The sequence below is a fragment of the Corallococcus sp. CA053C genome (assembly GCF_003611675.1).
Lineage (GTDB): Bacteria > Myxococcota > Myxococcia > Myxococcales > Myxococcaceae > Corallococcus.
Window position 1 is genome coordinate 1 of the sequence record NZ_RAWA01000101.1, and the last position, 24,844, is coordinate 24,844.

The window sequence follows — 24,844 nt, forward strand, 5'->3', positions numbered from 1 at the left end:
GTGTATAAGAGACAGCCAATGCCCCGTCCCCTGCTGCCTCTTCCCGTCCCGCCATGCGCGTCTTCCTATCGGAGATGGGTCCATCCGTCTGCCTGAGCCGGGGGACCGCCCGCTCGGGCGCAGGAGGGGCGCTTGCCCTGGAGGGACGGGCCGGATAGCAACGGGGCTCCGGTGGGCGAAAGCCTGCCTTCCGGAGCTGGAGCGGAGTGGCGCAATGAAAAAGAAGTGGGTCATCGGTGTGGTGCTGGGCTGCGTGGGCTTGCTCGCGGTGGCCGTGGTGGGGCTCGTCGCGGTGGGCGCCCAGGCGGACCGCGACATGGAGGGCTCGGGCCTGAGCTCGATGCAGGACGCGCAGGCCCAGGCCCGGCGGCTCGCCGAACTCAACACCCGCTATCCCTTCCGGCCGCCCCCCGCGGGCCAGCTGCTGAAGCTGGACGAGGCGCGGCTGGAGGCCTACCTCACCGCGCGCGAGGCGACGATGCCCGCCTTCCACACGCTGGAGACGGAATCCACCGCGTTCTTCAAGCAGTACGGCAACGACCTGGGCAGCAAGAACCCGAGCGTCGTCCTCAAGGCCGCCGGCGCTTCCATGCGGATGATCGCCAAGGCCCGGGCCGCGCTCGCCACGAACCTGGAGGCCTCGCGCATGTCGCCCCTGGAGTTCCAGGGCCTCACCCGCGTGGTGTACCCGTCCGCGGTCGCCGCGCCCAAGGCGCCGACCCTGGTATCGCAGCCCTCGGATCCGGAGAACATCGCGCTCCTGGAGAAGCAGCTCGCGGCGCTGACGCCCCAGCTGGAGGATCCGAAGCTCAGCGAGGAGCAGCGGCTCCAGTTGGAGCAGCGCCGCGCCGGCCTGCGCAAGTACATCACCACGCTGGAGCTGACCGGAGGCAAGGCCGTGAGGGACGCCAACGCCGCGCTCCTGGCGAAGCACCAGGCGCGCATCGCGAAGGCGGCGAACACCGGCTTCGACGAGCTGCTCGTGTACGAGAAGGCGGCCGACTCCGTCCGCCCTGCCGCGCCCTGACCCCGGAAGGCCCGGGCCCCGCTCAGGCCTCTACTTCGCGCGGATGTCCGGAGGCGGGCGGCGACCCCGGCGCATCCCCGGGCCCCTCGGGCCGGTGGTGGCGGCGGCGCGCGAGGCTTGCCCCCACCGCGGTGCCGATGACGACGAGGATGATGGCCACCGACAGGAGCGGAGGGATGTGCACCCACTGCTCCACGACCATCTTCACGCCCGCGAACGCCAGCACCCCCGCGAGCCCGTAGTGCAGGTAGCGCAGCTGCCCCACCGCCCCGGCGATGACGAGGTAGAGCGCGCGCAGCCCCAGGATGGCGAAGGCGTTGGAGCTGTAGAGGATGAACGTGTCGGTGGTGACGGAGAACGCCGCCGGCACCGAGTCCACCGCGAACAGGATGTCCGTCACCTCCAGGCCGATGAGCGCCAGCAGCAGCGGCGTCACGAGCCCGCGGCCCCCGTGCTTCACCACGAAGTGCGGCCCCTCCACCCGGTCCGTCACCGGGAGCCTGCGCGACAGCCACTGCACGACGCGGTTGTCCTGCTGCTGGGACGGGTCCTCGCGGAAGACCCGCCACGCGGTGATGAGCAGGATGGCGCCAAAGACGTACGACACCCAGCCCCAGCGTTGCAGCGCCGCCGCGCCCACGAAGATGAACAGGGCCCGGAACACGAGCGCGCCGAAGATGCCCAGGAAGAGCACCTCGTGCTGGTAGCGCTGGGGCACGTTCAGGCTGCGGAAGATGACGAGGAAGACGAAGACGTTGTCCAGGCTGAGGCTCTTCTCGATGAGCCACGCCGCCAGGTATTCATGGCCGCGCTCGCTGCCCAACGTCACCCACACGAAGCCACAGAAGGCCAGCCCCAACCCCACCCACGCCAGACTCCACAGCACGGCCGCGCGGCGTGACTGGCCGCGCCCGCCCCGGTGGGCCAGCAGGTCCACCACCAGGAGCGCCAGCAGCAGCGCCCAGAAGACGATCCAGGCCCAGGAAGGGGTGCTTTGCATGACCCCACCAACCTAGGCATCCCGCTGCCATCCGCTGGGTCGGGTGACCCGCCCGGAGTCAGGTGCCACCCAGTCGTGCATTATTGACGCGTCGCGTTGTATGGTGTTGGGGGATGCGGGCAAGCGTTGCCTTCTCCCTCACTCAGGATGTGATACTTCCCTGGAAGGCTTGGACCTCATGATTCTCAACACTCCAAAGGCGGTGCGATGAACACGGTCATCTTCGCTTGTAAGCAGAGTGCGGGCAGCTCGCAGATCGCTGCGGCGTTCTTCAACCTGATGGCGGACCCCGCGAAGGCGCGCGCGATCGCCGCGGGAGCGCAGCCGGCCGAGCGGGTGCAGCCCGAAGTGCTCGCCACGATGAATGACATCACCGTGAGCATGACGGGTGCGAAGCCGGAGCAGTTGACGGCGGACCTGGCCAAGAGCGCGCAGGTGGTGGTGACGCTCGGTGGCTTCGCGGACGCGCCGACGGTGCAGGGCCAGGAGCGCGTGGAGTGGCCCATGGTCGAGGACACGGCGGGCAAGTCCGCGGCGGACGTGGAGAAGATCCGCGACACGCTGGCGGCGCTGGTGTCGGGCTTCGTGGAGAGCCACGGTTGGGAGCGCCCTCCGGCGCCGTAGCAGGTCGCATGCGCATGCCTGACCCGCGGAGTCGTGTTGCCCGCGGAACCTGGTGAAGCAAGCACACGCTGCCGTGAACCGTGGGTGCCGGGGCCTGGGAACGGGCGGGCGGACGGTCGCGGAAAGTGGTCGGGACCTGCGACGACGGCGTTGCGGGAGGGGGGGCCTGCCCGGGCCGTGTCGTCGTGAAATGGCAGGTGGCTTGAAATAGGAGGGGGGCTTGCCGCACGCTGTGTCCCTTCGCGGACACGCGGTTCGCGCTTCCCACTCCCAGGCTCTCGCAGATGCTCTCCGTCCTTCTCGCCGCGTTGCTGACGCAGACGGCGCCGCCGGTTCAAGCTCGTCAGCAGGGCGTGCCCATTGGCAGGGGCGACAAGCTGCCCACCGTGCGCCTGAGTGCGCCGTCCGGAGGGTGGACGGTGGACCGGATGCTGCTCATTGAAGGCACGGTGAGCGACACCACGGTGGATCCGGTGGTCGTGTCCATCAACGGCGACCGCTACCTGATGCGCACCGAGGGCGGGCGCTTCAGCCGCAAGTTCCCGGCGGCGAGCGGCAAGAACATCGTCACGGTGATGGCCACCAACAAGGCGGGCACGGCGCGCGCGCAGGCGACGAGCTACGCGAAGGTGCCTCCGGTGCCGCTCAAGGCCATACTCACGAGCGACACGGACGGCGTCTACACGGACCTGCACATCTACGAGCCCACCGACGCGAGCAGCGCGGGGGACACGCTCGACGTGAAGGCGATGGCGCACGTGTACTGGGCGGACACGGACAGCCCGTCCGGCGGCACGTTCTTCCTCAACGCACAGGGCGGGGACTTCGATCAGCCGGCGTATGGCCCGTACCTCTACATCCACCGCGCGCCGCCCCAGGGCGTGTACCTCATCGCGACCAACTACTGGCCCAGCGGTGACAAGGCGCACACGGTGGCGACGCTCAACCTGGCGCTCTTCGAAGGCACGCCGGGTGAGGTGCGCCGCCGCGTGCGCATCCCGCTGGCGACGCCCGGCACCACGCGCGTGCTCGCGTGGGTGAACATCCTGGGAGAAGGACAGGCGGAGGTCTACGTGCCGTCCGCGGATCCGAAGCCCACCGGGAAGAGCTGGCCGGAGAACCTGGACGCGGCGCTCAAGGAGCTCCAGGCGAACGGCGACTCCGGCGAGGGCGAGGGCGGGTACTGAAGGCGCGCCTCGGCGCTCCTCGTTCCAGCCCTGCCCATGCGCGTCCTGATGCTCTCCCTGCTGCTGCAAGCCGCCCCGGTGGCGACGGGCCCGTCCGCGCCCGGGCAGACCGGGACGCGCGCGGCGCAGGGCCGTGAGGCTGCATCGGCCCGCGTCTCCGAGCCCGCTGGAGCCGGGACCCGCGTGGCCTCCGCGGCGGTCGCCGTCTCCGAGCCTGTCTCGCCGGAGACGCGCGCACGGCTGCTGCGCCGCGAGGTGGCGCAGGTGGCGCTCGCGCAGGTGCGGACCCCGGACACGGCGTGGCAGCCGGCGCAGCGCGACTGCGCGGGGCTGATCCGCTACGCGTTCCGCACGGCCTACCGGCGCGTGGCCTCCGCGCGGCTTGTGTCCCCGCTGTGGAGGGACGCGCGCGGCGAGCCCTCCGACTTCGCGGACGCGGAGACGCTGCTCGCGCGCAACTTCACCGCGCTGGGGCGGGACGCGGCCACGCGTGAAGCGCTGCGCACCGGGGACGTGGTGGCCTTCCGCCAGGAGCACGATGCAGGGCCCGTCTTCCACCTGATGCTCGTGGTGCGCCCGGAGGACCGGGCCCATGCCCCCGCGCGCGTCGTCTACCACCCCGGTGAAGCGGGCGCGGCCGTGCGCACCGGGGTCCTGGACTCGCTCGCCACCGAGGCGCCGCGGGAGTGGCGCCCCGTGCCGGCCAACGCCGCCTTCCTCGGCTTCTTCCGTTTCAAGGAGTGGATGTCATGACCTCACCCGTGAGCCCACCGCCCCCCCAGGGCCAGGGCCCCAGCTCCAAGTCCGCCGTGCGCATCGCGCTCGTCGGCGCACTCGTCGTGGGCGTGGGCGTGGGGGCCTTCGTCCTCGGTCGCCGGGGGAGTGGAGGCGGCTCCGGATCCGGCACGGCCTTCACCTCCGGGGAGCGCCAGGGCCCGCCCTCCGCGGGCGCCTCCGTGGAGGGCATGCCGGAGCTGCCGTCACAGCCGACGAAGATGGACGTGCCCGGCACCGCCGCCATCGCCGCCGTCTGGGTGGACGTGCACGCGCCCGCCAGGGTGCGCGACGCGCTCGTGCGCAACGCATGGCTGAAGGAGCAGTGGAGCAAGCCGCTGGGTCAGGGCTTCGTGAGCGGGTGGGCCGCGTTCCTGGGCTCCACCGGCACCGACCTCAAGGCGTCCTTCAAGGGCGCGGTGCTGGACGTGGTGGCGGGACAGCTGCTGGACACGCCCTTCCGCACGGTGTGGTTCAGCGGCGCCACGCGCGCGGGGACTCCCGCGCTCATCGTCCCCAAGGCGGGCAAGACGGCGCAGGCGGCGTGGGACGCGCTGGACGCGGTGGCGAAGCGCGGCGAGATGACCGCGGACAGCTGCCCGGGGAGCACGGAGAAGGCGCCCGAGGGCGGCTTCCACCTGTCGCGCTGGCTCGTCGCGGAGCAGTCGATGTGGGCCGCGCGCACGGCGGACCGGGTGGTGCTCGCGCGGCACCCGGTGGTGGTGCTCCAGGGGCTGTGCACGCCCCTGCCGGAGCTGAAGGCGGACGACGGCGTGGACGTGGAGGTGGGCTTCGACGCCAACGCCTACGGCCGCGAGGCGCAGCTGCTCACCCACGTGCTGGGCCTGGGCGAGGACACGCGGTTGCAGTTCGGCGTGGAAGGCGACCGGCTGGTGGGCCGGGGCATCGCCGGAGCGCTGCTGGAGAACGTGGCGCCGCTCGACAGCGCGCCCCTGTCCGACGACCTGTTGAAGCTGGTGCCGGAGGAGACGCCGGTGCTGCTCGCGTTCCAGCTCAAGCTGCCGGAGTCGCTGGAGCCCGCGGCGCTGAAGACGTTCTGGAAGGACGGCGGCGAGGGCAAGACACGCACGCGCCAGGTGGCCCTGGTGTGGACGCCGCGCGGCAGCGGTTCGCTGGAGCCGGAGCTGGCGCTGCTGTGGGGCCGGGAGGAGGACGCGGACGGGTTGCAGGCGCTGTTCTCCGGCGGCTCGCGGACGCTCACGCGCGCCACGCTGTGCAAGCACGTGGTGCTGGCCACGAGCGCGGAAGAGGTGGAGCGACTGAAGAAGGCGTGTGAGGGCCGCGGCCCCAACCTCTTGAACGCCGCGGGGCCGGTGGTGACGGGGCTGCGCGCGCCCGCGTCGGTGGTGTTCGGCATCAACACGGGACGGCTGCTCAGCGTGCTCGCGATGGACGGCTACACGTCCGAAGCGCGCGTGGACCGCTCGGCGCCGCTGCCCAAGGCGGCGCCGCCGGAAGTCGAAGCGGCCCGACGAGACCTGGAGTCCCTGCCGTACCTGGGACTTCGCGGCACGGTGAAGGGCGATGCCCTGGTGCCAGGAGGATTTGGAACATGAAGACCTCGGTGCGTTTCGCGGCCCTGGCCGCGCTCCTGGTGTCCGGCGTGGCGCTGGCCAAGCCGCTCTACATCACCGTCCCCCGCTCCTACGGCAGCGGAGAGCCCGTGTCGGTGGACGTCGCGTTCGAGGACAAGGGCCCCGTGGAGCTGCGCGTGTTGCAGCCCGCGAACCTGGACGCCTTCATCCGCGCGCAGGGCGACCTGCGGCGCGCGTACCAGACGCCGCCCACGCTGATCAACCCGGGCCGGGGCCTGAGCCGCGGCCTCAACGCCGTGCGCTCGCCGGGCCTCGTGCTGATGGAGGCGCTCAGCCCGGCCTTCCGCCAGGAGGTGAGCGACGTGCTGCCGAAGGCGCCGGACGAGGCGTCATCGGACGAACCGCTCGCGAAGGTGGCCGAGGGGCCGGAGAAGCTGGTGGGCACGCCGCCGGGCTTCACGGTGGTGCGCAGCCAGTGGCTCAACCTGGACCTGGGCGGCACGGACCGGGACTTCAACGTGCCGGGCTTCGACACCGGGCATGACAGCGGCGGCTTCCAGGAGCGCCGCGTGCTGCTGGCCCCGCTGCCCCCGGGCGCCTACGTGCTCCAGCTGGTGCAGGGCCGCGTGGAGGGGCAGGTGGTGCTCGTCGTCAGCGACGTCACCGTGCAGCTGAAGCAGACCGACGGACAGGTGCTGGTGCGCGTGGCGGGGCGCGACCAGCAGCCGCGCGCGGGCGCGCAGGTGCAGGTGTACCTGCCCGCGGGCAAGGGCCCCACGGGCACGACGGACGACAAGGGTGAAGTGACGCTGGCGGTGGCGGAGCCGCGCATCCTCGCGACGGTGACGTCCGGCAAGGACACGGCCATCGTGGACACGGACTTCTACTCCGCGCTGGCGGTGGCGCCGGACGTGTTCATCTACAGCGACCGGCCCATCTACAAGCCGGGCAACGAGGTGAAGTTCCGCGGGCTCGTGCGCCAGCCGGACACGTTCCTCGCGCGCCTGTTCACGCCGAAGAAGCGCGACGTGCGCGTGAAGCTGGTGTCGCAGGAGGGCCGCGAAATCACCACGCGCGCGGTGGTGGACGAGTTCGGCGCGTTCAGCGGCACCATGCAGGTGCCGGGCGACCTGGGCACGGGCGTGCTGCGCATCGAAGCGGACCTGGACACGCACCCCTACCAGGGCGAGGCGCGCGTGCAGGACTACGTGAAGCCCACGTTCTACCTGGAGGTGCAGCCGGCGTCGGAGACGGTGGTGCCCGGCGAGACGGTGAGCGTGAAGGTGCTCGCGCGCCGGTACGCGGGCGGCGTGCCGAAGGGCGCGAAGTACGAGGTGTTCCTCTACCGCAGCCTGCTGGACGCGCCCGCGTGGGTGGATGACGCGGGCAAGGGCGGCCAGGGCAGCGCGGTGACGTACGGCACCGCGTCCACCAGCGAGGGCAAGCTGAGCGTGCCGGAGCGGCTGTACTCCTCTGTCGCGGAGCGCGAGGCCGGCGAGGACCCGTGGTCCAGCGCGAGCGAGTTCGACGCGAGCGGCGAGGCGGAGGTGGACGTCGCCGTCCCCGCGCTCAAGCCGGGCGAGGAGCGGCTGCCGTACCGCTACAGTCTCACCGTGCGCGCGCGGGATGATCAGGAGACGTTCGCCACCGGCACCGCCGCCTTCTTCCTGTCGAAGGTGGAGGTGCTGGGCGTGGCGCGGTACTCGGACGCGGTGGTGGCGAAGGGCTCGGAGGCGCTCCTGTCCGTGCGCGCCACCACGCTGTCCGGCAAGCCCTACGGCGTCACGTCCGGCGAGGTGGCCTTCGTGCTGCGCCGCGCGGACGGCAGCGAGAAGCCGCTGGGCTCGCACGCGTTCACCACCGCGCAGGACGGCACGTCGCGCGAGAAGGTGCCCACCACCGACGTGGGCACGGTGGTCGCGCGGGTGACGGTGAAGGACAAGAAGGGCGAGGCGTGGACGGGCGAGGAGTCGCTGCTCGTCATCGGCGCGGCGGATGAACCCGTGGCGCAGGTGCCCAACCTCACGCTGGCGTCGCTGTCCGGCACGCTGGAGCCGGGTGACAGCGCGAAGCTGGTGGCGCTCTTCCCGGATGGCTGGGGACAGGGGGGCAAGGACAGCGGCCCGGTGTGGGTGACGCTGACGGGCGCGGGCCTGTACGGCACCACCGTGGTGCCGCTGAAGGGCCGCACGCTGGTGCACGCGTTCCCGGTGGAGAAGCGCTTCGGCAGCGCGGTGTACGCGTCCGTCGCGTACCCCACGGCGACGGGCCGCTGGGAGGAGCGCACGGTGGCGTTCCGCGTGGTGCCGAAGGAGCGCACCCTCACGGTGTCGCTCCAGGCGCGCCGCGCGGAGGCGCTGCCGCTCACCGAGCAGGCGGTGGACGTGCGCGTCACCGACAGCGAGGGCCGGGGCGTGGTGGCGCAGCTGTCCGTGGGCGTGGTGGACAAGGCCGTCTACGCCATCCAGGGCGAGTTCCGCCCGGGCGTGCTGGACTTCTTCTACCCGCCCGCGCGCGACAACGTGACGAGCTTCTATTCGGCGGAGTTCCAGGGGTACGGCTACGGCGAGCAGCTGGCGCGCAAGATGTCCGGCCTGCCGGACCACGCGTTCGCGTCCATCAAGCCGCCCAGCCGTCAGGCGAAGGACCTGGAGAAGGACACGGCGCACTGGGACCCGGCGGTGGTGACGGACCGGGACGGGCGCGCGACGGTGCGCTTCACGCTGCCCTCCAACCAGACGCTCTGGGTGGTGACGGCGGTGGCGGCGGACACGTCCGGCCGCTTCGGTGAAGGCACGTCCGAGTTCGCCACGCGCGGCGGCCTCAACGTCTACGCGGCGCTGCCGCAGTTCCTGCGCGAGGGCGATGAGGCGCTGGCCTCCGTGCGCCTGTCCGCGGGGGAGAAGTCCAAGGGCAGCCAGCTCCTGGACCTGCGCGTGCAGCCGGGTGGGGCACTCCAGGCGGCCGCCACCCAGCGCAAGCTGGAGCTGGGCGAGGGCGGCGAACAGGTGGTGCCGGTGACGCTGCGCGCGTCGAAGACGGGCCCCGCGGAGCTCGCGGTGGACGTGACGGGCGGCAAGGATCCGTTGCGCGACCTGAAGCGCTTCGACGTGGCGCCGGCCGCGGTGGAGGACGCGGTGCAGGTGAGCGCGTGGGGCGGCGGGGCGCTGTCGCTGGACGCCCCCGGATCCGCGACGCTGACGCGCGTGGAGCTGGTGCTCCAGCCGTCCACGGTGGACGCGGCGCTCACGCAGGTGCGCGAGCTGCTGACGTATCCGTACGGATGCCTGGAGCAGCTGGTGTCCACGACGGTGCCGAACGTGGCCGTGTACCAGGTGCTCCAGAAGGCGGGCGCGCTGGAGAAGCTGGACCCGGACTCGCAGGCGCTGCTGGCGGAGGCGCGCAGCCGCTCCGTGCAGGGCACGGCCCGCATCCTCGGCCTCGCGGTGAAGGGGGGCGGGTTCACCTGGTTCGGTGGCTACAGCGAGCCCAGCCTGCCGCTGACGCTCATCGCGCTGGACGGCCTGGCGTACGCGGCGGAGGCGGGGCTGGTGGACCGCGACGACGCGCGCATCGTGGAGAGCGCGAAGTGGGTGGAGGCGCAGGAGGGCCTGCCGCTGGAGTACGACGCCACGCGTGCGTACGTGCTGGCGCGGTTGCAGGGGCCTCGGCAGGCGGCGCGGGTGCGGGCGCTGGTGGAGGGCGCGCAGCCCGGGGACCTGTACTCGCTGGCGCTCGCGGTGCTGGCCGCGGAGAAGGCGGGCGTGATGAAGGAGCCCGCGCTCCAGACGCGCATCCAGGCGTTGGTGAAGCAGAGCGGCGAGGGCTTCGCGAAGCTCGCGAGCCTCAAGGGTGAAGCGCAGACGTCCGAGGCGTTCTACCGCTTCCCGCTGCGGCGCGTGGGCCTCACCGCCATCACCGCGCACGCGGCGTCGTTCGGGTCGCTGGACGTCACCCGCGCGCGCAAGCGCATCCTGGAACTCTTGAGCGAGCCGGACCTGTCCACGTTCGACCGGAGCACCGCGCTCTTGCACTCGCTGTGGTTGGTGGAGCGGGACGCGAAGGCGTTCAAGGGCATGACGCCGCCGGAGGTGAAGGGGGCGTCGGCGCCGGTGAAGTTCGCCGCGCGCGGCATGGGGCTCGTCGCCACGCTGCCGGCGGGGACGCGCACGGTGGACGTGGGCGGCTTCGACGGCGTGGCCACGCTGCGCGCCGCCGCGACGTTGCCGCTCAAGGCGGTGCAGCCGCGCGTGGAAGGCATGTCCGTGAATCGCGCGTACTACGTGCTGCGCGAGGGCGGGAAGGTGAAGCTGGACGCGGGGGCGAGCGTCACGCAGGGCGAGGAGGTCTACGTGGAGCTGACGCTGGACGCGCGCGGCGAGAACCGGGCGCGCTCGGCGTACTACGTGGTGGAGGACGCGGTGCCGGCGGGCTTCGTCGCGCTGCAGGAGGACAAGGTCTTCCGCGGTCCTCCGCACTCGCTGCCGCTGGCGCCGGAGGCGCTCAAGCGCCGGCAGTTGGATCCGGCGCACGCCACGTTCTTCTTCGAGGAGCCGGCGTGGTGGAGCGACAGCCCGCGCACGGTGGGCTACGTGATGCGCGCGCAGTTCGCGGGCACGTTCGCCGCGCCGCCGGCCACCATCGAGGACATGTACTCGGCGCGCATCCGGGGCCGCACCGCTTCGGACGTGCTGAAGGTGGTGCCCTCGAAGACGTCCGTGAGCGACCTGTAGCCCATGGGGTGGGCCGTCGCCGTCGCCGTGCTGTTGTCGGCTTCGCCCACCTTCGTCACCCGGGGGGACGTGACGCCCGAGGCGGACCTGCGCAGGGAAGCGCAGGCCGCCTGGACGTCACTGGAGGCGCAGTACACGGCACAGGCGGGTGGCCTTCCGACGCGGGCCCCCGCCACCGTGACGCTCCAGAAGGGCACGGTCCTGCCACCCGAGCGCAACGCGCAGGGACGGCCTGGAGTGGTGGAGCTGCGGCAGAACACACTGGGGGTGCTGGACGCGCGGCTGATCACGGCGCTGCGGCATGAGCTGGCGCACCAGGTCCTGTGGTGGGCGTGTCCCGCTTCCAGCGAGGATCGACTCTTCCATGAGGCGTTCGCGCTGACGGTGAGCGGAGAGCTGCCCGCGTGGCGCGAGGCCCCGTACCAGTCGCTGTCGCGCGCGGCGAAGGAGGTGGCGAGCGCGCCCGCGGTGGACACGCCCCGGGCCCGCAAGGGACTGGCGCGCATCCTGGGCGAGCACGTGGGGTTCCCGGCCGCGCTGACGCGCCGGCTGCGCCAGTGCCACGACGGCACGCGGTGGGCGTCGAACCTGTCGGTGGAGGAGCTGGCGGACGTGGCGGTGCTCGCGCCCGAACCCGCGACGGTGGTGGTGAGCCGGCACTCGGGAGAGGTGTTGTTCGCGGAAGGCGACGTGCGCAGGGCGGTGCCCTACGGATCCGCGCTCAAGCCCTTCGTGTACGCCGCGGGGACCGTGGCCTCGGCTTCCGCGCCAGATGCATCGCCTCCGCTGCTCGCGCCGCGCGTTGGCGTGCAGGAGTGGGCGTGTGGCGCGGGCCTGCCTCCGAAGGTCGATGCGCGGCTCGCGCTCCTGCGCTCCTGCAACGGCTACTTCCTGGACTGGGAGGCCACGGGACGCGCGCCCCAGGCATTCGGTGTCTGGGGACCGGTGCTCTCGGCGGTGGGCCTCACCGGCCTGCCCGCGGACATGACGGAGGCCATCGGGCTCCGCTCCGCGCATGGCCTGTCTCCTTGGGGCATGGCCCAGGCGTACCGGCTGCTCGCGGAGGGCCGGCCTGATGTCCTCGCGCTCCTCACCGGCAACGTGGAGGAAGGCACGCTCAGCGGCCTGTCCACGTCGAAGGCGCTGAAGGGCGTAGCGACCAAGACGGGCACGGTGCGCGATGCCGCGAGCCGCCCGCAGCTGGGATGGATCGCCGCCGTGGACGCGGACCTCGTCCTCGTGGCCGTGCGGCCCGGCAAGATGCCCCGGCACTTCGTGGACGAAATCCCCGCGCTCCTCGCGCGCGTGCGCAAACAGACGGCGGGCCTGGAGGCCGCGCGCGTGCAGGTGCTCGGCCTGCTGCCCTCCGCGTCCGTGGAGGCCCGCTGCGCGGGCGCGGGCTTCGCGCTGGAGGACGGCGTCCCACGTCCCACGCCCACGGACTTCTCCCGCCTGGACGCGCTCACCGCGAAGGGCACGGCGGTGTGCCTGGGCAGTCCCTGGCGCGTGCGCTTCCCGGACGGCCCCGACGGTGGCCGTGACTACGCGGGCGTCTTCACGTGGTCGCCCCCTCCGCCGTACCGACCGCCCCCGGGCGTGCCCACCACGCCCAGCGCGCTCAAGGCCCGGCGCGGCTCCGACTTCGTCTTCCGCACCACGCGCGTGCAGTACACCGCGGGCGTCGTCGCCGCCGAGGACGTCACGCTGCAAGGCGAGGCCCGCGTCGCGCTCTCCCGCGTGGTGGCCCACAACGAGCGCCACGGGGCCCTGCGCCACCCCGGCCGCGCCCTCTGTGACACCACCCACTGTCAGGCCTTCCGCGGCACCGTGCGCCTGCGCCCGGAGGACACCCGCGCGCTCAAGCACCCCCCGCTGAAGTGGGGCACCTGGCTGACCTTCTCCCAGGGCGGCTCCACCCCCTGGCGCGAGTTCCGCTCCCGCGCGCAGGTGGAGGCCCTGCTCGGCACCCACCTGGTGTCCCTGCGCTTCGAGTCCGGCCGCGTGCGCTACCTGCGCACCGAAGGCGAAGCCGGCGCCCCCTACGAGGACGCGCGCTCGCTGCCCTGCGACACGCTGCGCGCGGGCCTCCAGCTCCCCTCCTGTCCCCAGCGTGCCTCCTTCGACGGCCCCCGCCTCCTCTTCGAGGGCCAGGGCCGGGGCCACGGCGAGGGCCTGGACGTCGAAGCCGCCAAGGCCGCCACCGGCCTCTCCAGCGACGCCCTCCTGCACCGCGCCTACGAAGCCCTCCCCACCCGTCCCCCGGCACCCCAGGCCGGCGGAGGGTGATTCAGCGTTTATCCAGCCAAACCCGCGAAATACGCGCTAACACCCCCTCCTAATCACAGCTATTATGTAACTGTGCAGTCGTGCTGTTCGGCTTGAGGGGGCCTGATGGCGGAAGTGGAGCGAACATTCGAGGGGGTGGAGACCACCCGGCGCACGCTGGAGTCGCTGCCGGCGGGGCTGCGGGTGCGCTGGGTCCAGGAGGGCCGGTGCGCCTGGGTGTTGGGCTGTCACGACTCGCGGCCGAACCTGCACGCGCCCCGGGGCGAGGACGTGCTCATCCAGGGCGAGCTGTTGCTGCGGGGGGCGCGCTACGTGGAGGGCGCGGTGCCGCGAGGCGCGTTGCAGGTGCGCCTGCTGGAGGGCCCGGCGCGCCACGTGCTCTCCACCCGCGTGGCGGTGAGCGGCGAGGACCTGATGCTGGGGCTGGGGCCGCCCGGCGCACGCGTCTCCTCGGCGCGCGTGGTGTGTCAGCGGGTGGAGTGGCGGCCGTACTCGGTGGCGAACGCGGCGCCCCTGGCGGCGGCCTTCATCGACCTGTGGCGGAGCCTGGGCCGGGGGGCGCGGCTGGAGCGGCTGGGGCTGGAGGTGGAGGGCCTCCTGGAGGGGCGCGCCCGGGTGTCGCCCTTCGTGCAGGTGGAGGCGGACCGCCAGGGTGGCCGGCGGCCGGAGACGCGCCATGCCCTGCCTTCCTTCGACGTGGCCTCCGCGGGAGTGCTGCACGACTGTCGCCTGTGGCTGCGCGCGACGGCGCACGCATTGACCCGCGAGGCGCCCTTCCTGCGCGAGGTGTACCTGCCACCGGGGCCCGGCACGACAGGGACGGATCCGTCACCGGAGGCGTTGGAGTCCCTGGGCGCGCTGCTGGAGCGCCGGCTGCGGTGGGCCGAGGCGTGGCTGTCCCCCTCCGCGCTGCTGGAGCTGGAGGTGTCACGCACGGTGCCCGAGAACGGCCTGCCCGGGGCCTGTTGGATCACCGCGCGCTTCGAACAGGCGCAGACGGGCGGGGCGGGCACCACCGTCACGCTCCACGACACGCCGGTCTTCTCCACGGAGGTGCTGGCGGTGCTGCGCGGCTGGGCCCAGGCCACGGCACCGGAGCGTGGCGCGGTGGTGCGCGGCGTGCTGCCCGCGGAGTGACGCACACGCCCTCCTGCCCTCGTCCCCGGGGGCGGGGCTGTCGGCCAGACGGCCCTGGCGCCGGCCCGTCCCATCACCAACTTCCCCTCGTCATTCATTCATCCGCGAGGCGCGGGGGAGGCGGGACCATGGGCAACACGAACTGGAAGGCGCGGGCGCTGACTGCGGCGGTCATGACGGGGCTGATGGGCTTCGCGGCCCACGCCGAAGACCCCATGACGAAGCAGGACAAGGAGATGCACAAGCAGGGCAAGGCCGTGGGGGAGGCGGCCGCGAAGCGCGTGACCTACGTCGGCAAGCTGGCCGTCTTCAACAACCGGCAGATCAAGCTGGCGACGCTCGCGGAGGAGCAGGCGTCGAATCCGCAGGTGAAGGAGTTCGCCAAGCAGCTGCGTGAGGACCACGAGAAGAATCAGGAAGCGCTGCGCAGCTGGGCGAAGAACAAGCAGGTGGAGATCAGCGAGCTGGGCGACAACAGCATGCCTTCCACGGGCACGGGCGGCGCTGGCGGCGTGCAGCAGGGCTACGACGAGAAGATGAAGAACGTCGACGAGAAGCTGGCCAAGCACACCGACGAGACGAACGCGGAGCTGGCGAAGCTGCGTGCGAAGCAGGGCCCCGAGTTCGACAAGGCCTTCCTCACGCGCATCTCCGAGGACCAGAAGAAGGGCAAGGAGATCCTCAGCGAGGGTCGCAAGGAGTACAAGAACGATGCGGTCTTCCTGTCGCTCCTGACCGACACCGAGGGCGTGGTGAGCAACCACGAGATGCAGGTGAAGGACCTGGAGAAGCAGCTGAAGAAGTAGTCGCGATGTAGCGCGGTGGGCGTCGGACCGTCGGGCCGGTTGACTCGGCCGGGTCCGGCGCCTATCCCGTCGCGGATGCGCAAGGCATTGGCGACGGTCTGGGTGGGGCTCTGGGGGCTGCTGGGCGCGTGTCAGGCGACCGTGCCGGCGGCCCCCGCGGTCCCCGTCGTGGGCGTCACGTCCACGGGGCCCTTCGTCGCGGATGCGCGCGCTCTCTTCGACGGCTGCGTGCCCCTGCCCGACAGCGCCACGTCGCGTACCTACCGCTGCGGCGGGCTCGCCGTGTGGCTGGACGAGCTGTCCGACGTGAGTGAAGCGCAGGCCCTGGACGCGGGACGCGCCCGCGTGCGTGCGCGCCTGGGCCCGCCACTCGCGGAGGTCGCGGGGGAGTTGCCGCTCGCGGGCCAGTCCCATCCGTCCGTGCGCTTCGCGAAGTGCACGGGAGCGCAAGGCGAGACGCCGCCCTGCCGCGCGGGCGGGTACCTCACGACGGCGACGCCCTCGGCGGGCCGGGTGCGCCAGCTGGGCTGCGTGGTGCGCGACAACGCGCGTGCGGAGCTGGGGCGGTGTCTGGAGTTGTTCGCGTACCTGGCCACGCGGGGCAACCCGGAAGGGGACGTGCTGGCGCCGTCGGCGCTCGTGACTCCGCCCCTGCTGCCGTGGCGGCTGCTGGGCGTGCCGGAGGGCTGTCAGCTCGCGGCCTCGACGACGCACGCGGGGCGGATCCGCTGCGAGCGGTCCACGTTCTCCTGGAGCGTCTTCTACCCGGTGCAGCCGGGCACGGCCCAACTGGAGCGCTGGCGCGACCAGAGCGTCGAAGAGCTGCGCGACGCGCTCCCCGGCGCCAGCGCGGTGGAGCCGCGGGACTGCTACCTGGAGGGCCTGCCCACGCGCTGCGCCCGCTTCACCGCGCCCGCTCCGGACGGCGGTGGCGACGTGGTCGTCTGGGCGGGCGGCATGGACATGCAGGGGCGGGGCCTGTTCGCGGCTTGCAGCTTCCGCTCGGCGGGCTCGGCGGGCTCGGCGGGCTCGGCGGGCTCGGAGCACGCCCCCTTTCCCGCGGCCTGCAACGGCGCCTTCGCCGTGCGTTGAAGGGACGGAGGCCCACGTGTTCACACTGGAAGGCGTGTCCAAGCGCTTCGGCGACCTGCAGGCCCTGCACCCGCTGACGCTGACTTTGCCCACGGGCACGACCACGGTGCTCATCGGCCCCAGCGGCTGTGGCAAGTCCACGCTGCTGCGGCTGCTCAACGGCCTGGCGCGGCCCGACACCGGCCGCGTCCTCTTCAACGGCCACCCCCTGCCCGAGGCCCCGGACGCGCTGCTCGCCGTGCGCCAGCGCGTGGGCTACGCGCTCCAGGGCGGCGGCCTGTTCCCACACCTCACCGGCACGCAGAACGTCACGCTGATGGCGCGGCACCTGCGCTGGCCGGAGGCGCGGATCCGCGAACGGCAGGGCCTGCTGATGGACCTGACGCGCTTCCCCGCGGAGGCGCTGGAGCGCTACCCCGGGCAGCTCTCCGGCGGCCAGCGGCAGCGGGTGGCCTTGATGCGCGCGTTGATGCTGGATCCGGACGTGCTGCTGCTGGATGAGCCGCTGGGCGCGTTGGATCCGCTGGTGCGCCACGACCTCCAGTCGGACCTGCGCGCCATCTTCGAGCGGCTGGGCAAGACGGTGGTGCTCGTCACCCACGACCTGGCGGAGGCGGCCTGGCTGGGCCACGACATCGTGCTGATGCGCGAGGGCCGGGTGGTGCAGCAGGGCACGCTGGACGACCTGGAGGCGCGGCCCGCCGACGCCTTCGTCACGCGGTTCATCCAGGCGCAGCGTCCGCTGCCCGTGGGGAGGGCCGGATGACGCGGCTGGGAGCGCTGGTCCTGGGGGTCCTGCTCGGCGCGAGTGCGTGCGAGAGGACACCCGGTGAGGGGCCCGTGGTGCGCGTGGGGTCCAAGAAGTTCACCGAGTCCGTCATCCTGGGGGAGATGGTGACGCAGGTGGCGAAGGCCACCGGGGCCCAGGCCACGCACCGCCGCGAGCTGGGCGGCACCACGGTGCTGTGGGAGGCGCTGCGCCGGGGCGAGCTGGACGTCTACCCCGAGTACACCGGCACGCTGCGCCAGGAGCTGTTCGCCGGCCGCGCGCTGAAGGACGACGCCGCGCTCCGCGAGGCGCTCGAGCAGGAAGGGCTGCGGATGAGCGCGTCGCTCGGCTTCAACGACACGTATGCGCTGGGCATGAAGGAATCGGAGGCGGAGCGGCTGGGCATCCGCCGCATCTCCGACCTGAAGCAGCACCCGGAGCTGCGCGTGGGCTTCAGCAACGAGTTCATGGAGCGGGGCGATGGCTGGCCCGCGCTGCGCGACGCGTACGGCCTGCCGCAGACGGAGGTGCGCGGGCTGGACCACGACCTGGCGTACCGGGGCCTGGAGAGCGGCGCGCTCCAGCTCACGGACCTGTACTCCACCGACGCGGAGATCGCCGCCTACGGGCTGCGCGTGCTGGAGGACGACCGGCGCCACTTCCCCGCGTACGACGCCGTGCTGCTCTACCGCGCGGACCTGGAGACGCGCGCGCCGCTGGCGCTCCGGGCGGTGCGCAAGCTGGAGGGCTCGCTGACGGAGGCGCGCATGGTGAAGCTCAACGCCCGCGCGCGGCTGGAGCGCGTGCCCGAAGCCCAGGTGGCGTCGGACTTCCTCAAGGCGTCGCTGGGCCTGACGACGGAGGTGCGCACGCAGGGCACGGTGTCGCGCGTCTGGCAGCGCACGCGCGAGCACCTGTTCCTGGTGGGCGTGTCGCTCCTGGCGGCCATCGCGCTCGCCATCCCCTTGGGGGTGCTGGCCGCGCGCCGTCCCCGGCTGGGGCAGGTGGTGCTCGGCCTGTCCAGCATCATCCAGACGGTGCCGTCGCTGGCGCTGCTGGTGGTGATGATTCCGCTGCTGGGCATCGGCTCGAAGCCGGCCATCGCGGCGCTGTTCCTCTACAGCCTGCTGCCCATCGTGCGGAACACGGCGGCGGGGCTCGGCGGCATCCCGTGGGAGGTGCGCGAGTCCGCGGAGGCGCTGGGCCTGCCGCCACGCGCGCGGCTGTGGCGCATCGAGCTGCCCATGGCGGCGCCGTCCATCCTCGCGGGCATCCAGACGGCGGCGGTCATCAACGTGGGCACCGCCACGCTGGGCGCGCTGGTGGGCGCGGGCGGCTACGGGCAGCCCATCCTCACCGGCATCCGCCTGGACGACGTGGGGCTCATCCTGGAAGGCGCGGTGCCATCCGCGGTGCTCGCGCTCCTCGTCAGCGCCCTCTTCGAAGCGGTGGCGCGGGCGGTGGTGCCCCGGGGCCTGCGGCTGCGCGAGTAGGCGCTACACCGGCTCCACGCGCGACGCGGGGGCGGTGGACGGCTCGAAGCGCGGCGCATCCTCCGCGAGCCCCGCCGCGCACAGCCGCACCACGCACATCCACACGCAGTCCGCGAGCAGCAGGTGGACCAGCTGCATCGCCACCGGCGCCAGCAGCACCAGGTTGATGACGCCCGCGCACAGCTGGGCGACGTACACGCCGGTGAGCAGCAGCGACGCCCGGCGCACCTCCGGCGAGGGCCGCAGCCGCGCCACCCACCGGCCCACGAACACCAGCAGCGCGCCCAGCCCCACCGCGAACACCGGGTGCAGCACGCGCAGGCGCAACAGCACGTGCGCCGTCTCCGACACGTCCTGGCGCAGGCCGTCCGCGAGGCTCGTGGAGGGGAACAGCGTGTCCCCCAGCGCGGCCACCGCGCCGCTGACGCCCAGCACCAGCATGCCGGCCACGCTCAAGCCCAGCAGCACGGCCACCGGGCCCTGGCCCTTGAGCACCATGCGCGCGCGGCCCCCCGCGGCCCACACCACCAGCGTCTGCGCGCCGACGAGGAGGAAGGTGTTGGTCAGGTGCACGCCCATCCACACCGCGCGGCCCACGGACGCGTTCTGCGCCACGTACTTGAGCAGCACGATGCCCGCGCCCACCATCCCTTCGGTGAGCATGAACACCAGCGCCCAGCCCGCGGCGCGCCGTGCGGGATGGGCCTTGGGGAACGCGCGCCGGGCCCACACGTACAGGGCGACGGCGAGCACCGTGGCCAGGCCGCTGGTGAGCCGGTGGGTGTACTCGATGAGCGTCTGCACGGTGGGGGCGCGCGGCACCACGTCGCCGTTGCACACCGGCCAGTGGTCGCCGCACCCGGCGCCGGAGCCGGTGGCGCGCACGAACGCGCCCCAGAGGATGACGCCCAGCGTGTAGACGAGGACGCCCTGGCTGAACCACTGGAAGCGGCGGGACGCGGCGGGAAGGGTCATCGTGCCCTCCCAGTACCGCATCCCAGGAGGCCGGGCCACCGCGCGGGCCGCTCCGCCTGCACGCTGCCCGCCACGGGCTCAACACCTGCCCTTATGGGCCTGCCACCGACAGTCCCCAAGGCCGGGAGAAGTTGTTAGCGTCACCGCGTGCCCCGAGATCGCGAAGCGCCGCCTGCCTCCCCGTCCTCTCTCGATGCGGCCGAGCGCCTGCGCCGGCTGGAGGCCGCCATCGAGGAGGGCCGTGCGCGCAAGGACGCCGCCCTGGAGGCGTGGGTGCGCCGGATGGGCCGCTTGCCCACCGACAGGGAGCGCGACCGCTGGGAGCGGGAGTGGGAGCGCGGCGCGGAGCGGGAGCGCCAGCGGTGGGAGAAGCAGTGGGAGCGCGAGTCGAAGGACGCCCTGCGCCGGGCGGAGCGGCAGGCCAAGCGCGACGCCTACGTCGCCCAGCAGCAGTCGTACCGCCAGGCGAAGCGCGCGGAGAAGGCGGCCCGTGAAGAGGCCTCGCGCAACCCGGTGCTGGGCATCGGGCAGCTCGTCGTCGCGGTGGCGTGTGTCATCACCGTGATTGGCCGGCCCCACGAATACTGGTGGCTGCTGTTCGTGGCGCTCGCGTTCTTCCGGGGGGCCGCGAAGCACCTGCACGCCAAGAACAACCCGCTGCTGACGCGCGTGGAGGAGCCGTCCTCCGCCCCCGCGCTGCCGGTGGAGAAGAAGGTGCCCGCGGCCGTGCCGTCGGATCCGCGCCTGACGCGGGTGGACGCCGTCTGCGAGAAGCTGATGGCGGAGCTGCGCTCGGCGCCGGGTGTGTTGCAGGAGATGGTGCGCTCGCCCGACCGCACCGTTCAGGACCTGCGCAAGAGCTGCCACGAGCTCATCCGCCGCGAGCGGGAGCTGCGCACGGTGGCGCCGCCGGAGGACGTGCAGCGGCTGGGCGAGGAGCGCAAGAAGCTGGAGACGCGCTGGGCCTCGGAGGAGGACAGCGTGGTGCGCGACCGGCTGCGCGCGGCGTTGCAGGTGCTGGACGAACAGGTGCGCCAGCGCACGGAGCTGAGCCGCGCGGCGGACCGGCTGGAGGCCGAGTACACGCGGCTGGCCTACACGCTGGAGAACCTCTACGCCCAGGTGCTGCGGGTGCGCTCGGCGGACACCGCGGACCTGGACGTGGCGGGCGCGGGCCTGCGCCACAGCGTGGAGCAGCTGGGCGCGGAGGTGGACGCAGTCACCCAGGCGCTGGAAGAGGTGCACGGCGCGCCCATGGATGGCCGGGTGCGCACGCGCTAGCCGGGGGCTATTCGCCCACGTGCTTCGACGGAGGCGCGCCGGTCGCCCCGCCGATGCGCACCGTCTTCGCGTTGACGAACTCGCGCAGGCCCAGGTCCGCCAGCTCGCGGCCGTGCCCGGAGTGCTTCACGCCGCCGAAGGGCAGGCGCGCGTCGGAGGCGACGAGCGCGTTGACGAACACCATCCCGGCCTCGATGCCGTCGATGAACCGGCGCTGCTCCGCCGCGTCCTGCGTCCACACGCTCGCGCCCAGGCCGAACGGCGTCGCGTTGGCGAGCTCCACCGCGTGCTCCAGGTCGCGGGCGCGCAGCAGCGTGGCCACCGGGCCGAACAGCTCGTCATGGAACGCGGGCGCCTGCGGCGGCGGATCCGCGAGCACGGTGGGCGGATAGAAGTTGCCCGGGCCGCCCTGGGGTTTGCCTCCCAGGAGGAGCCGCGCTCCGGCCTTCACGCTCGCCTGCACCTGGGCGTGCAGGCCCTCCAGGATGCCGGGCGTCGCGAGTGGCCCCACGTCCGTCTTGGGGTCCATGGGGTCACCGACCACCATGGTCTTCATGCGCTCCACGAAGCGGCGCTCGAACTCCTTCGCGATGGGCTCCGCGATGATGAAGCGCTTGGCCGCGATGCAGGACTGGCCGTTGTTGATGAGGCGCGCGGACACGGCGGTCTCCACGGCGCGGTCCAGGTCCGCGCTGGGCATGACGATGAACGGGTCGCTGCCGCCCAACTCCAGCACCACCTTCTTGATGGCCCGGCCCGCGGCGGCGCCCACGGCGCGGCCCGCGCCCTCGCTGCCGGTGAGCGTCACGGCCTTCACGCGAGGGTCCTCGATGACGCGGCTCACCTCCGCCGTGTCGATGAACAGCGATTGGAAGGCGCCCTCGGGGAAGCCGGCGTTGAGGAACACCTCCTCCAGCGCGAGCGCGCACTGGGGCACGTTGGAGGCGTGCTTGAGCAGGCCCACGTTGCCGGCCATGAGCGCGGGCGCGGCGAAGCGGACGACCTGCCAGAAGGGGAAGTTCCACGGCATGATGGCGAGCACGGGGCCCAGGGGCTGGTAGCGGACGAACGCGGTGTCGCCGTCCACGTCGATGGGCACGTCGCGCAGGAGCTTCTCCGCGCGGGTGACGTAGTAGCGGCACGCGGTGGCGCTCTTGCGGGACTCGGCCTTCGCGGCCTCCAGCGGCTTGCCCATCTCCTCCGTCATGAGACGGCCGAAGCGGTCCGCCTCCACCTCCAGGATGTCCGCCGCGCGGCGCATCCACCGGGCGCGGTCCGCGAAGGACGTCTCCCGGTAGGCGCGGAAGGTGTCCGCGGCCCGTTGCAGCTTGAGCTCCAGTTCCTTGGGGGAGAGCGCCTCGAAGGTGCGCAGCGTCTTGCCCGTGGTGGGGCTGATGGTGGCGATGGCCATGTGCGGGTGCCTCCCAGGTGCGAACGTCCCCGGGTGATAGCAACCCAGGCGTGGCTGACAATGCCGACCCGGCCCGAGCGTCCGGGGGCGTACGCCCGGCTCATGACGCAACCATGACCGAACCACCGGATGTCCACGGCCAACGCCCCGCCGCGCCCATGGTCCCATGGCCTCCGACTCGCCAGGAGGCTGCGCATGGGAATGGCCGTGGGAGGCAAGGGCCGGGTGAAGGCCGATATCAACGTCACGCCGTTGGTGGACGTGGTGCTGGTGCTGTTGATCATCTTCATGGTGTTGACGCCCATGTCCCAGGAAGGGAGGGACGTGGCGCTGCCCGGGGCGACGCAAGGCGAGCACCGCGACACGAAGCCCGAACCGCTCGTCTTCTCCCTCACCTCGGAGAAGACGCTGTACGTCGGGATGGATGTGTTCCCGGACATCGCGCGCTTCCAGGACCGGGTGCGGGACGAGCTGCACGCCCAGCCGGAGCGCCGGCTGCTGCTCAAGGCGGACGAGATGCTGACCTGCGGGGATGTGCTCGGTGTGCTGAAACGCTCGCACGATGCCGGAGCGCGGAAGGTGTCCCTGGCTGTCGCCGTGAAGAAGGCGAACGGAGGAGGACCGTGATGCGCTCCAGACGCAGCCCCATCGTGGTGAAGCCGCAGTCCGGTCTCCAGTCCGACATCAACGTCACGCCGTTGGTGGACGTGGTGTTGGTGCTGTTGATCATCTTCATGGTCGTGACGCCGCTGATGCGCCGGGAGTTGATGCTCCAGCTTCCGTCACCGGATCCCGCCGACTCCGCGCCTTCGAAGGAGCTGCCCCCGGGGCTGGTGCGCCTGACGGCGGAGGGGACGCTGCTGTTGGAGGGGGAGGTGGTGAGCGAGGCGGACTACGTGCCGCGCCTGCGCCGCTTCCTGGAGGCCCGTCCGCGAGGCCAGCGCGGCCTGTTCTTCCAGCCCGATGCGCGGGCGCCGTACGCGAGGCTGGTGGTGGCGCTCGACGGCGCGAAGTCCGCTGGGGCGGAGGCGCTGGGGTTGGGATTGGAATCCCCGTGAGCCTCTCGAAGCCTTCGTGTCAGTCCTCATCATCCAGGACAGCGAGGTACGTGTGGACGATGTCCCGGTAGTGCGGGACGACTTCGACCGCGAGCACGTCCTGGAGCAACTGCCGCGCGCCGTTCGCATCACCTGCCTGTTGGCGCCGGTCCAGTTCACCGAGCACGCGCGAAAGGCGGTGGGAGCCTTCGCGGATGCGCCGTGCAATCTCCACGAGCAGTGCCGCCGCGCTCGCCTCGCTCTGAAGCGCCTTCTCCGCTTCCACCGCAGTGATGGCAACGTCGGGAGCGGTGTTGCGCAACAGGGCGCGCACGTCATCCGTCAAGGCGAACGGCTGGCCCAGGTCGGACACCTTGTGGTTCAGCTCCCAGATTGCGTCCCAGGCCTGTGCATCGGGCATGGATGGATCCTAACGCGGGTGGCAGAGCGCGAATGGCCATTGGCGCTGCCCTTCACATCTGCGAAGGCACGCGTAGCAGTCTCCCACCCATAGAGGTTTGTTCTCGGACTTGCACTTCACGTAGGTGTCGATGCACTGCTGCTTCCAGCCCTCGTTCTTCGCTGCCAGGGTCGCGGTGGTCGCTGCACCCGCAGCCGCGGCGGTGCCAATCAGGGCCGCGGCCTCTGCTTCCGTGAGCCCGCAGGCGGCCGGGTTGCCAGGATGGGCTTCAATGCAGCACGACTCGCTGTCCAGGCATGAGCCGGCGACCGTCGCGCAGCTCATCAGCAGCCCGGCAATGAGGGCCACGACCGGGCGCTGCCAATGGCTGGACCCCTCCGTCTTCACGGCAACCTCCCCATCCATGGAGCCTGTCCGACACTCCCGCGCGAATCGCGGTAGCGGCCCCGGGGTCCACGGCCTATGTCACGGCCATGTTACGCGGGCCGTGGCGGTGGCTGTCGGGTTGGGACGTGATGGTGACGCGGCCTCTGGGCCTGCTGTTGCTCGTGATGGCGTGCGTCCTGGGATTCGTCGTCCTCTCGGACGAGGTGCATGAAGGCGAAACGCAGGACATCGACGAGCGCATCGTGCGCTCCCTGCGCCGCCCCGAGGACCCCGCGCTGCCCCGGGGCCCGTGGTGGCTCGCGGAGACCGCGCGCGACGTGACGTCGCTGGGCGGCTTCCCCGTGCTGTCACTCCTCACCGCGACCGTGTGCGGCTTCCTGGCGGTGGCCCGCCGCTACCGCACGTCGCTGTTCGTCTTGAGCGCCATCGTGACGGGGTGGCTCCTCAACGCCGTGCTGAAGTCCCTCTTCAACCGGCCGCGCCCCTCGGTGGTGCCCCACCTCACCGAGACCATGTCCACCAGCTTCCCCAGCGGCCACGCCATGCTGTCCGCCATCACCTACCTCACCCTGGGCGCGCTCACGGCCCAGTTCGCCGAACACCGGCGCGTGAAGGTCTACCTGCTGTCCATGGCCGTCCTCCTGTCCGTGCTCGTGGGCTGCACGCGCGTGTACCTGGGCGTCCACTACCCCACCGACGTGCTCGGCGGCTGGGTGGCCGGCCTCGCGTGGGCCCTCTTCGTCACCGTGGCCGCCAAGGGCGTGCGCCGCCGCAGCCCCGCGCTGCGCGAAGAGGCCCACCGCCCCGTGGAATGAGCCTTTGCGCCCCAGGCCCGCGCCCCCCAAGAA

Annotated in this window: 21 protein-coding genes; 16 read left to right on the forward strand and 5 right to left on the reverse strand. The window is 72.2% G+C overall.

Features of this window, described 5'->3' with window-relative positions:
- The first annotated feature begins 214 nt into the window (after positions 1-214).
- The gene (locus tag D7V97_RS15805) at positions 215-1,027 is read left to right on the forward strand and encodes a hypothetical protein (protein WP_120611472.1); all 813 of its coding nucleotides are present in this window, start codon (positions 215-217) and stop codon (positions 1,025-1,027) included.
- 22 nt (positions 1,028-1,049) lie between these two features.
- Here D7V97_RS15805 and D7V97_RS15810 read toward each other — a convergent pair whose 3' ends face one another.
- Positions 1,050-2,027, reverse strand: a complete 978-nt coding sequence (locus D7V97_RS15810; protein WP_120611473.1) for a TerC/Alx family metal homeostasis membrane protein — start codon at positions 2,025-2,027, stop codon at positions 1,050-1,052.
- Positions 2,028-2,234: 207 nt separating this feature from the next.
- Here D7V97_RS15810 and D7V97_RS15815 point away from each other — a divergent pair, with 207 nt between their 5' ends.
- The 11 genes from D7V97_RS15815 (at position 2,235) to D7V97_RS15865 (ending at position 18,484) form a co-directional block, all read left to right on the forward strand.
- Positions 2,235-2,651, forward strand: coding sequence for an arsenate reductase ArsC (locus D7V97_RS15815; protein ID WP_120611474.1), 417 nt, complete (start codon positions 2,235-2,237; stop codon positions 2,649-2,651).
- 284 nt (positions 2,652-2,935) lie between these two features.
- The gene (locus tag D7V97_RS15820; RefSeq protein ID WP_120611475.1) at positions 2,936-3,838 is read left to right on the forward strand and encodes a DUF2135 domain-containing protein; all 903 of its coding nucleotides are present in this window, start codon (positions 2,936-2,938) and stop codon (positions 3,836-3,838) included.
- A gap of 36 nt (positions 3,839-3,874) precedes the next feature.
- Entirely contained in the window at positions 3,875-4,591 is a 717-nt protein-coding gene (locus D7V97_RS15825) for a DUF1175 family protein (protein WP_120611476.1), read from the forward strand.
- Positions 4,588-6,189, forward strand: coding sequence for a hypothetical protein (locus D7V97_RS15830; RefSeq protein ID WP_199728824.1), 1,602 nt, complete (start codon positions 4,588-4,590; stop codon positions 6,187-6,189). The genes D7V97_RS15825 and D7V97_RS15830 overlap by 4 nt, the downstream gene beginning before the upstream one ends.
- Positions 6,186-10,901 (forward strand): MG2 domain-containing protein, encoded by a 4,716-nt coding sequence (locus D7V97_RS15835; protein WP_120611478.1) that lies wholly within the window; start codon positions 6,186-6,188, stop codon positions 10,899-10,901. The genes D7V97_RS15830 and D7V97_RS15835 overlap by 4 nt, the downstream gene beginning before the upstream one ends.
- 3 nt (positions 10,902-10,904) lie before the next feature.
- Positions 10,905-13,187 (forward strand): SpoIID/LytB domain-containing protein, encoded by a 2,283-nt coding sequence (locus D7V97_RS15840; RefSeq protein ID WP_120611479.1) that lies wholly within the window; start codon positions 10,905-10,907, stop codon positions 13,185-13,187.
- 105 nt (positions 13,188-13,292) lie between these two features.
- Positions 13,293-14,324 (forward strand): hypothetical protein, encoded by a 1,032-nt coding sequence (locus D7V97_RS15845; RefSeq protein ID WP_120611480.1) that lies wholly within the window; start codon positions 13,293-13,295, stop codon positions 14,322-14,324.
- A gap of 128 nt (positions 14,325-14,452) precedes the next feature.
- Positions 14,453-15,130: a DUF4142 domain-containing protein gene (locus D7V97_RS15850; protein WP_120611481.1), complete on the forward strand. Its 678-nt coding sequence runs from the start codon at positions 14,453-14,455 to the stop codon at positions 15,128-15,130.
- A 75-nt stretch (positions 15,131-15,205) separates the two neighbouring features.
- On the forward strand, positions 15,206-16,222 hold the full coding sequence (locus D7V97_RS15855; protein WP_199728825.1) for a hypothetical protein: 1,017 nt from the start codon (positions 15,206-15,208) through the stop codon (positions 16,220-16,222).
- 16 nt (positions 16,223-16,238) lie between these two features.
- Positions 16,239-16,988, forward strand: a complete 750-nt coding sequence (locus D7V97_RS15860; protein ID WP_120611482.1) for an ATP-binding cassette domain-containing protein — start codon at positions 16,239-16,241, stop codon at positions 16,986-16,988.
- Positions 16,985-18,484, forward strand: coding sequence for a glycine betaine ABC transporter substrate-binding protein (locus tag D7V97_RS15865; protein WP_120611483.1), 1,500 nt, complete (start codon positions 16,985-16,987; stop codon positions 18,482-18,484). The genes D7V97_RS15860 and D7V97_RS15865 overlap by 4 nt, the downstream gene beginning before the upstream one ends.
- 3 nt (positions 18,485-18,487) lie before the next feature.
- Here D7V97_RS15865 and D7V97_RS15870 read toward each other — a convergent pair whose 3' ends face one another.
- A complete protein-coding gene (locus tag D7V97_RS15870) occupies positions 18,488-19,459 on the reverse strand; it encodes a COX15/CtaA family protein (protein WP_120611484.1) in 972 nt (323 codons plus the stop codon).
- Positions 19,460-19,606: 147 nt separating this feature from the next.
- On the opposite strand from D7V97_RS15870, the gene D7V97_RS15875 reads away from it, so the two are divergent.
- Complete coding sequence (locus D7V97_RS15875) at positions 19,607-20,740, forward strand: hypothetical protein (RefSeq protein ID WP_120611485.1); 1,134 nt, start codon at positions 19,607-19,609, stop codon at positions 20,738-20,740.
- 7 nt (positions 20,741-20,747) lie between these two features.
- On the opposite strand, the gene D7V97_RS15880 is transcribed toward D7V97_RS15875, so the two are convergent.
- Positions 20,748-22,151, reverse strand: a complete 1,404-nt coding sequence (locus D7V97_RS15880; protein ID WP_120611486.1) for an NAD-dependent succinate-semialdehyde dehydrogenase — start codon at positions 22,149-22,151, stop codon at positions 20,748-20,750.
- A gap of 195 nt (positions 22,152-22,346) precedes the next feature.
- Here D7V97_RS15880 and D7V97_RS15885 point away from each other — a divergent pair, with 195 nt between their 5' ends.
- Both D7V97_RS15885 and D7V97_RS15890 read left to right on the forward strand, forming a co-directional pair.
- Positions 22,347-22,778: a biopolymer transporter ExbD gene (locus D7V97_RS15885; RefSeq protein WP_120611487.1), complete on the forward strand. Its 432-nt coding sequence runs from the start codon at positions 22,347-22,349 to the stop codon at positions 22,776-22,778.
- Positions 22,778-23,209, forward strand: coding sequence for a biopolymer transporter ExbD (locus D7V97_RS15890; RefSeq protein ID WP_120611488.1), 432 nt, complete (start codon positions 22,778-22,780; stop codon positions 23,207-23,209). The genes D7V97_RS15885 and D7V97_RS15890 overlap by 1 nt, the downstream gene beginning before the upstream one ends.
- 19 nt (positions 23,210-23,228) lie before the next feature.
- Here D7V97_RS15890 and D7V97_RS15895 read toward each other — a convergent pair whose 3' ends face one another.
- Entirely contained in the window at positions 23,229-23,609 is a 381-nt protein-coding gene (locus tag D7V97_RS15895) for a DUSAM domain-containing protein (protein ID WP_120611489.1), read from the reverse strand.
- 9 nt (positions 23,610-23,618) lie between these two features.
- A complete protein-coding gene (locus D7V97_RS15900; RefSeq protein WP_233582852.1) occupies positions 23,619-23,996 on the reverse strand; it encodes a hypothetical protein in 378 nt (125 codons plus the stop codon).
- Positions 23,997-24,082: 86 nt separating this feature from the next.
- Here D7V97_RS15900 and D7V97_RS15905 point away from each other — a divergent pair, with 86 nt between their 5' ends.
- Positions 24,083-24,811, forward strand: a complete 729-nt coding sequence (locus D7V97_RS15905; RefSeq protein ID WP_120611491.1) for a phosphatase PAP2 family protein — start codon at positions 24,083-24,085, stop codon at positions 24,809-24,811.
- Positions 24,812-24,844 lie beyond the last annotated feature (33 nt).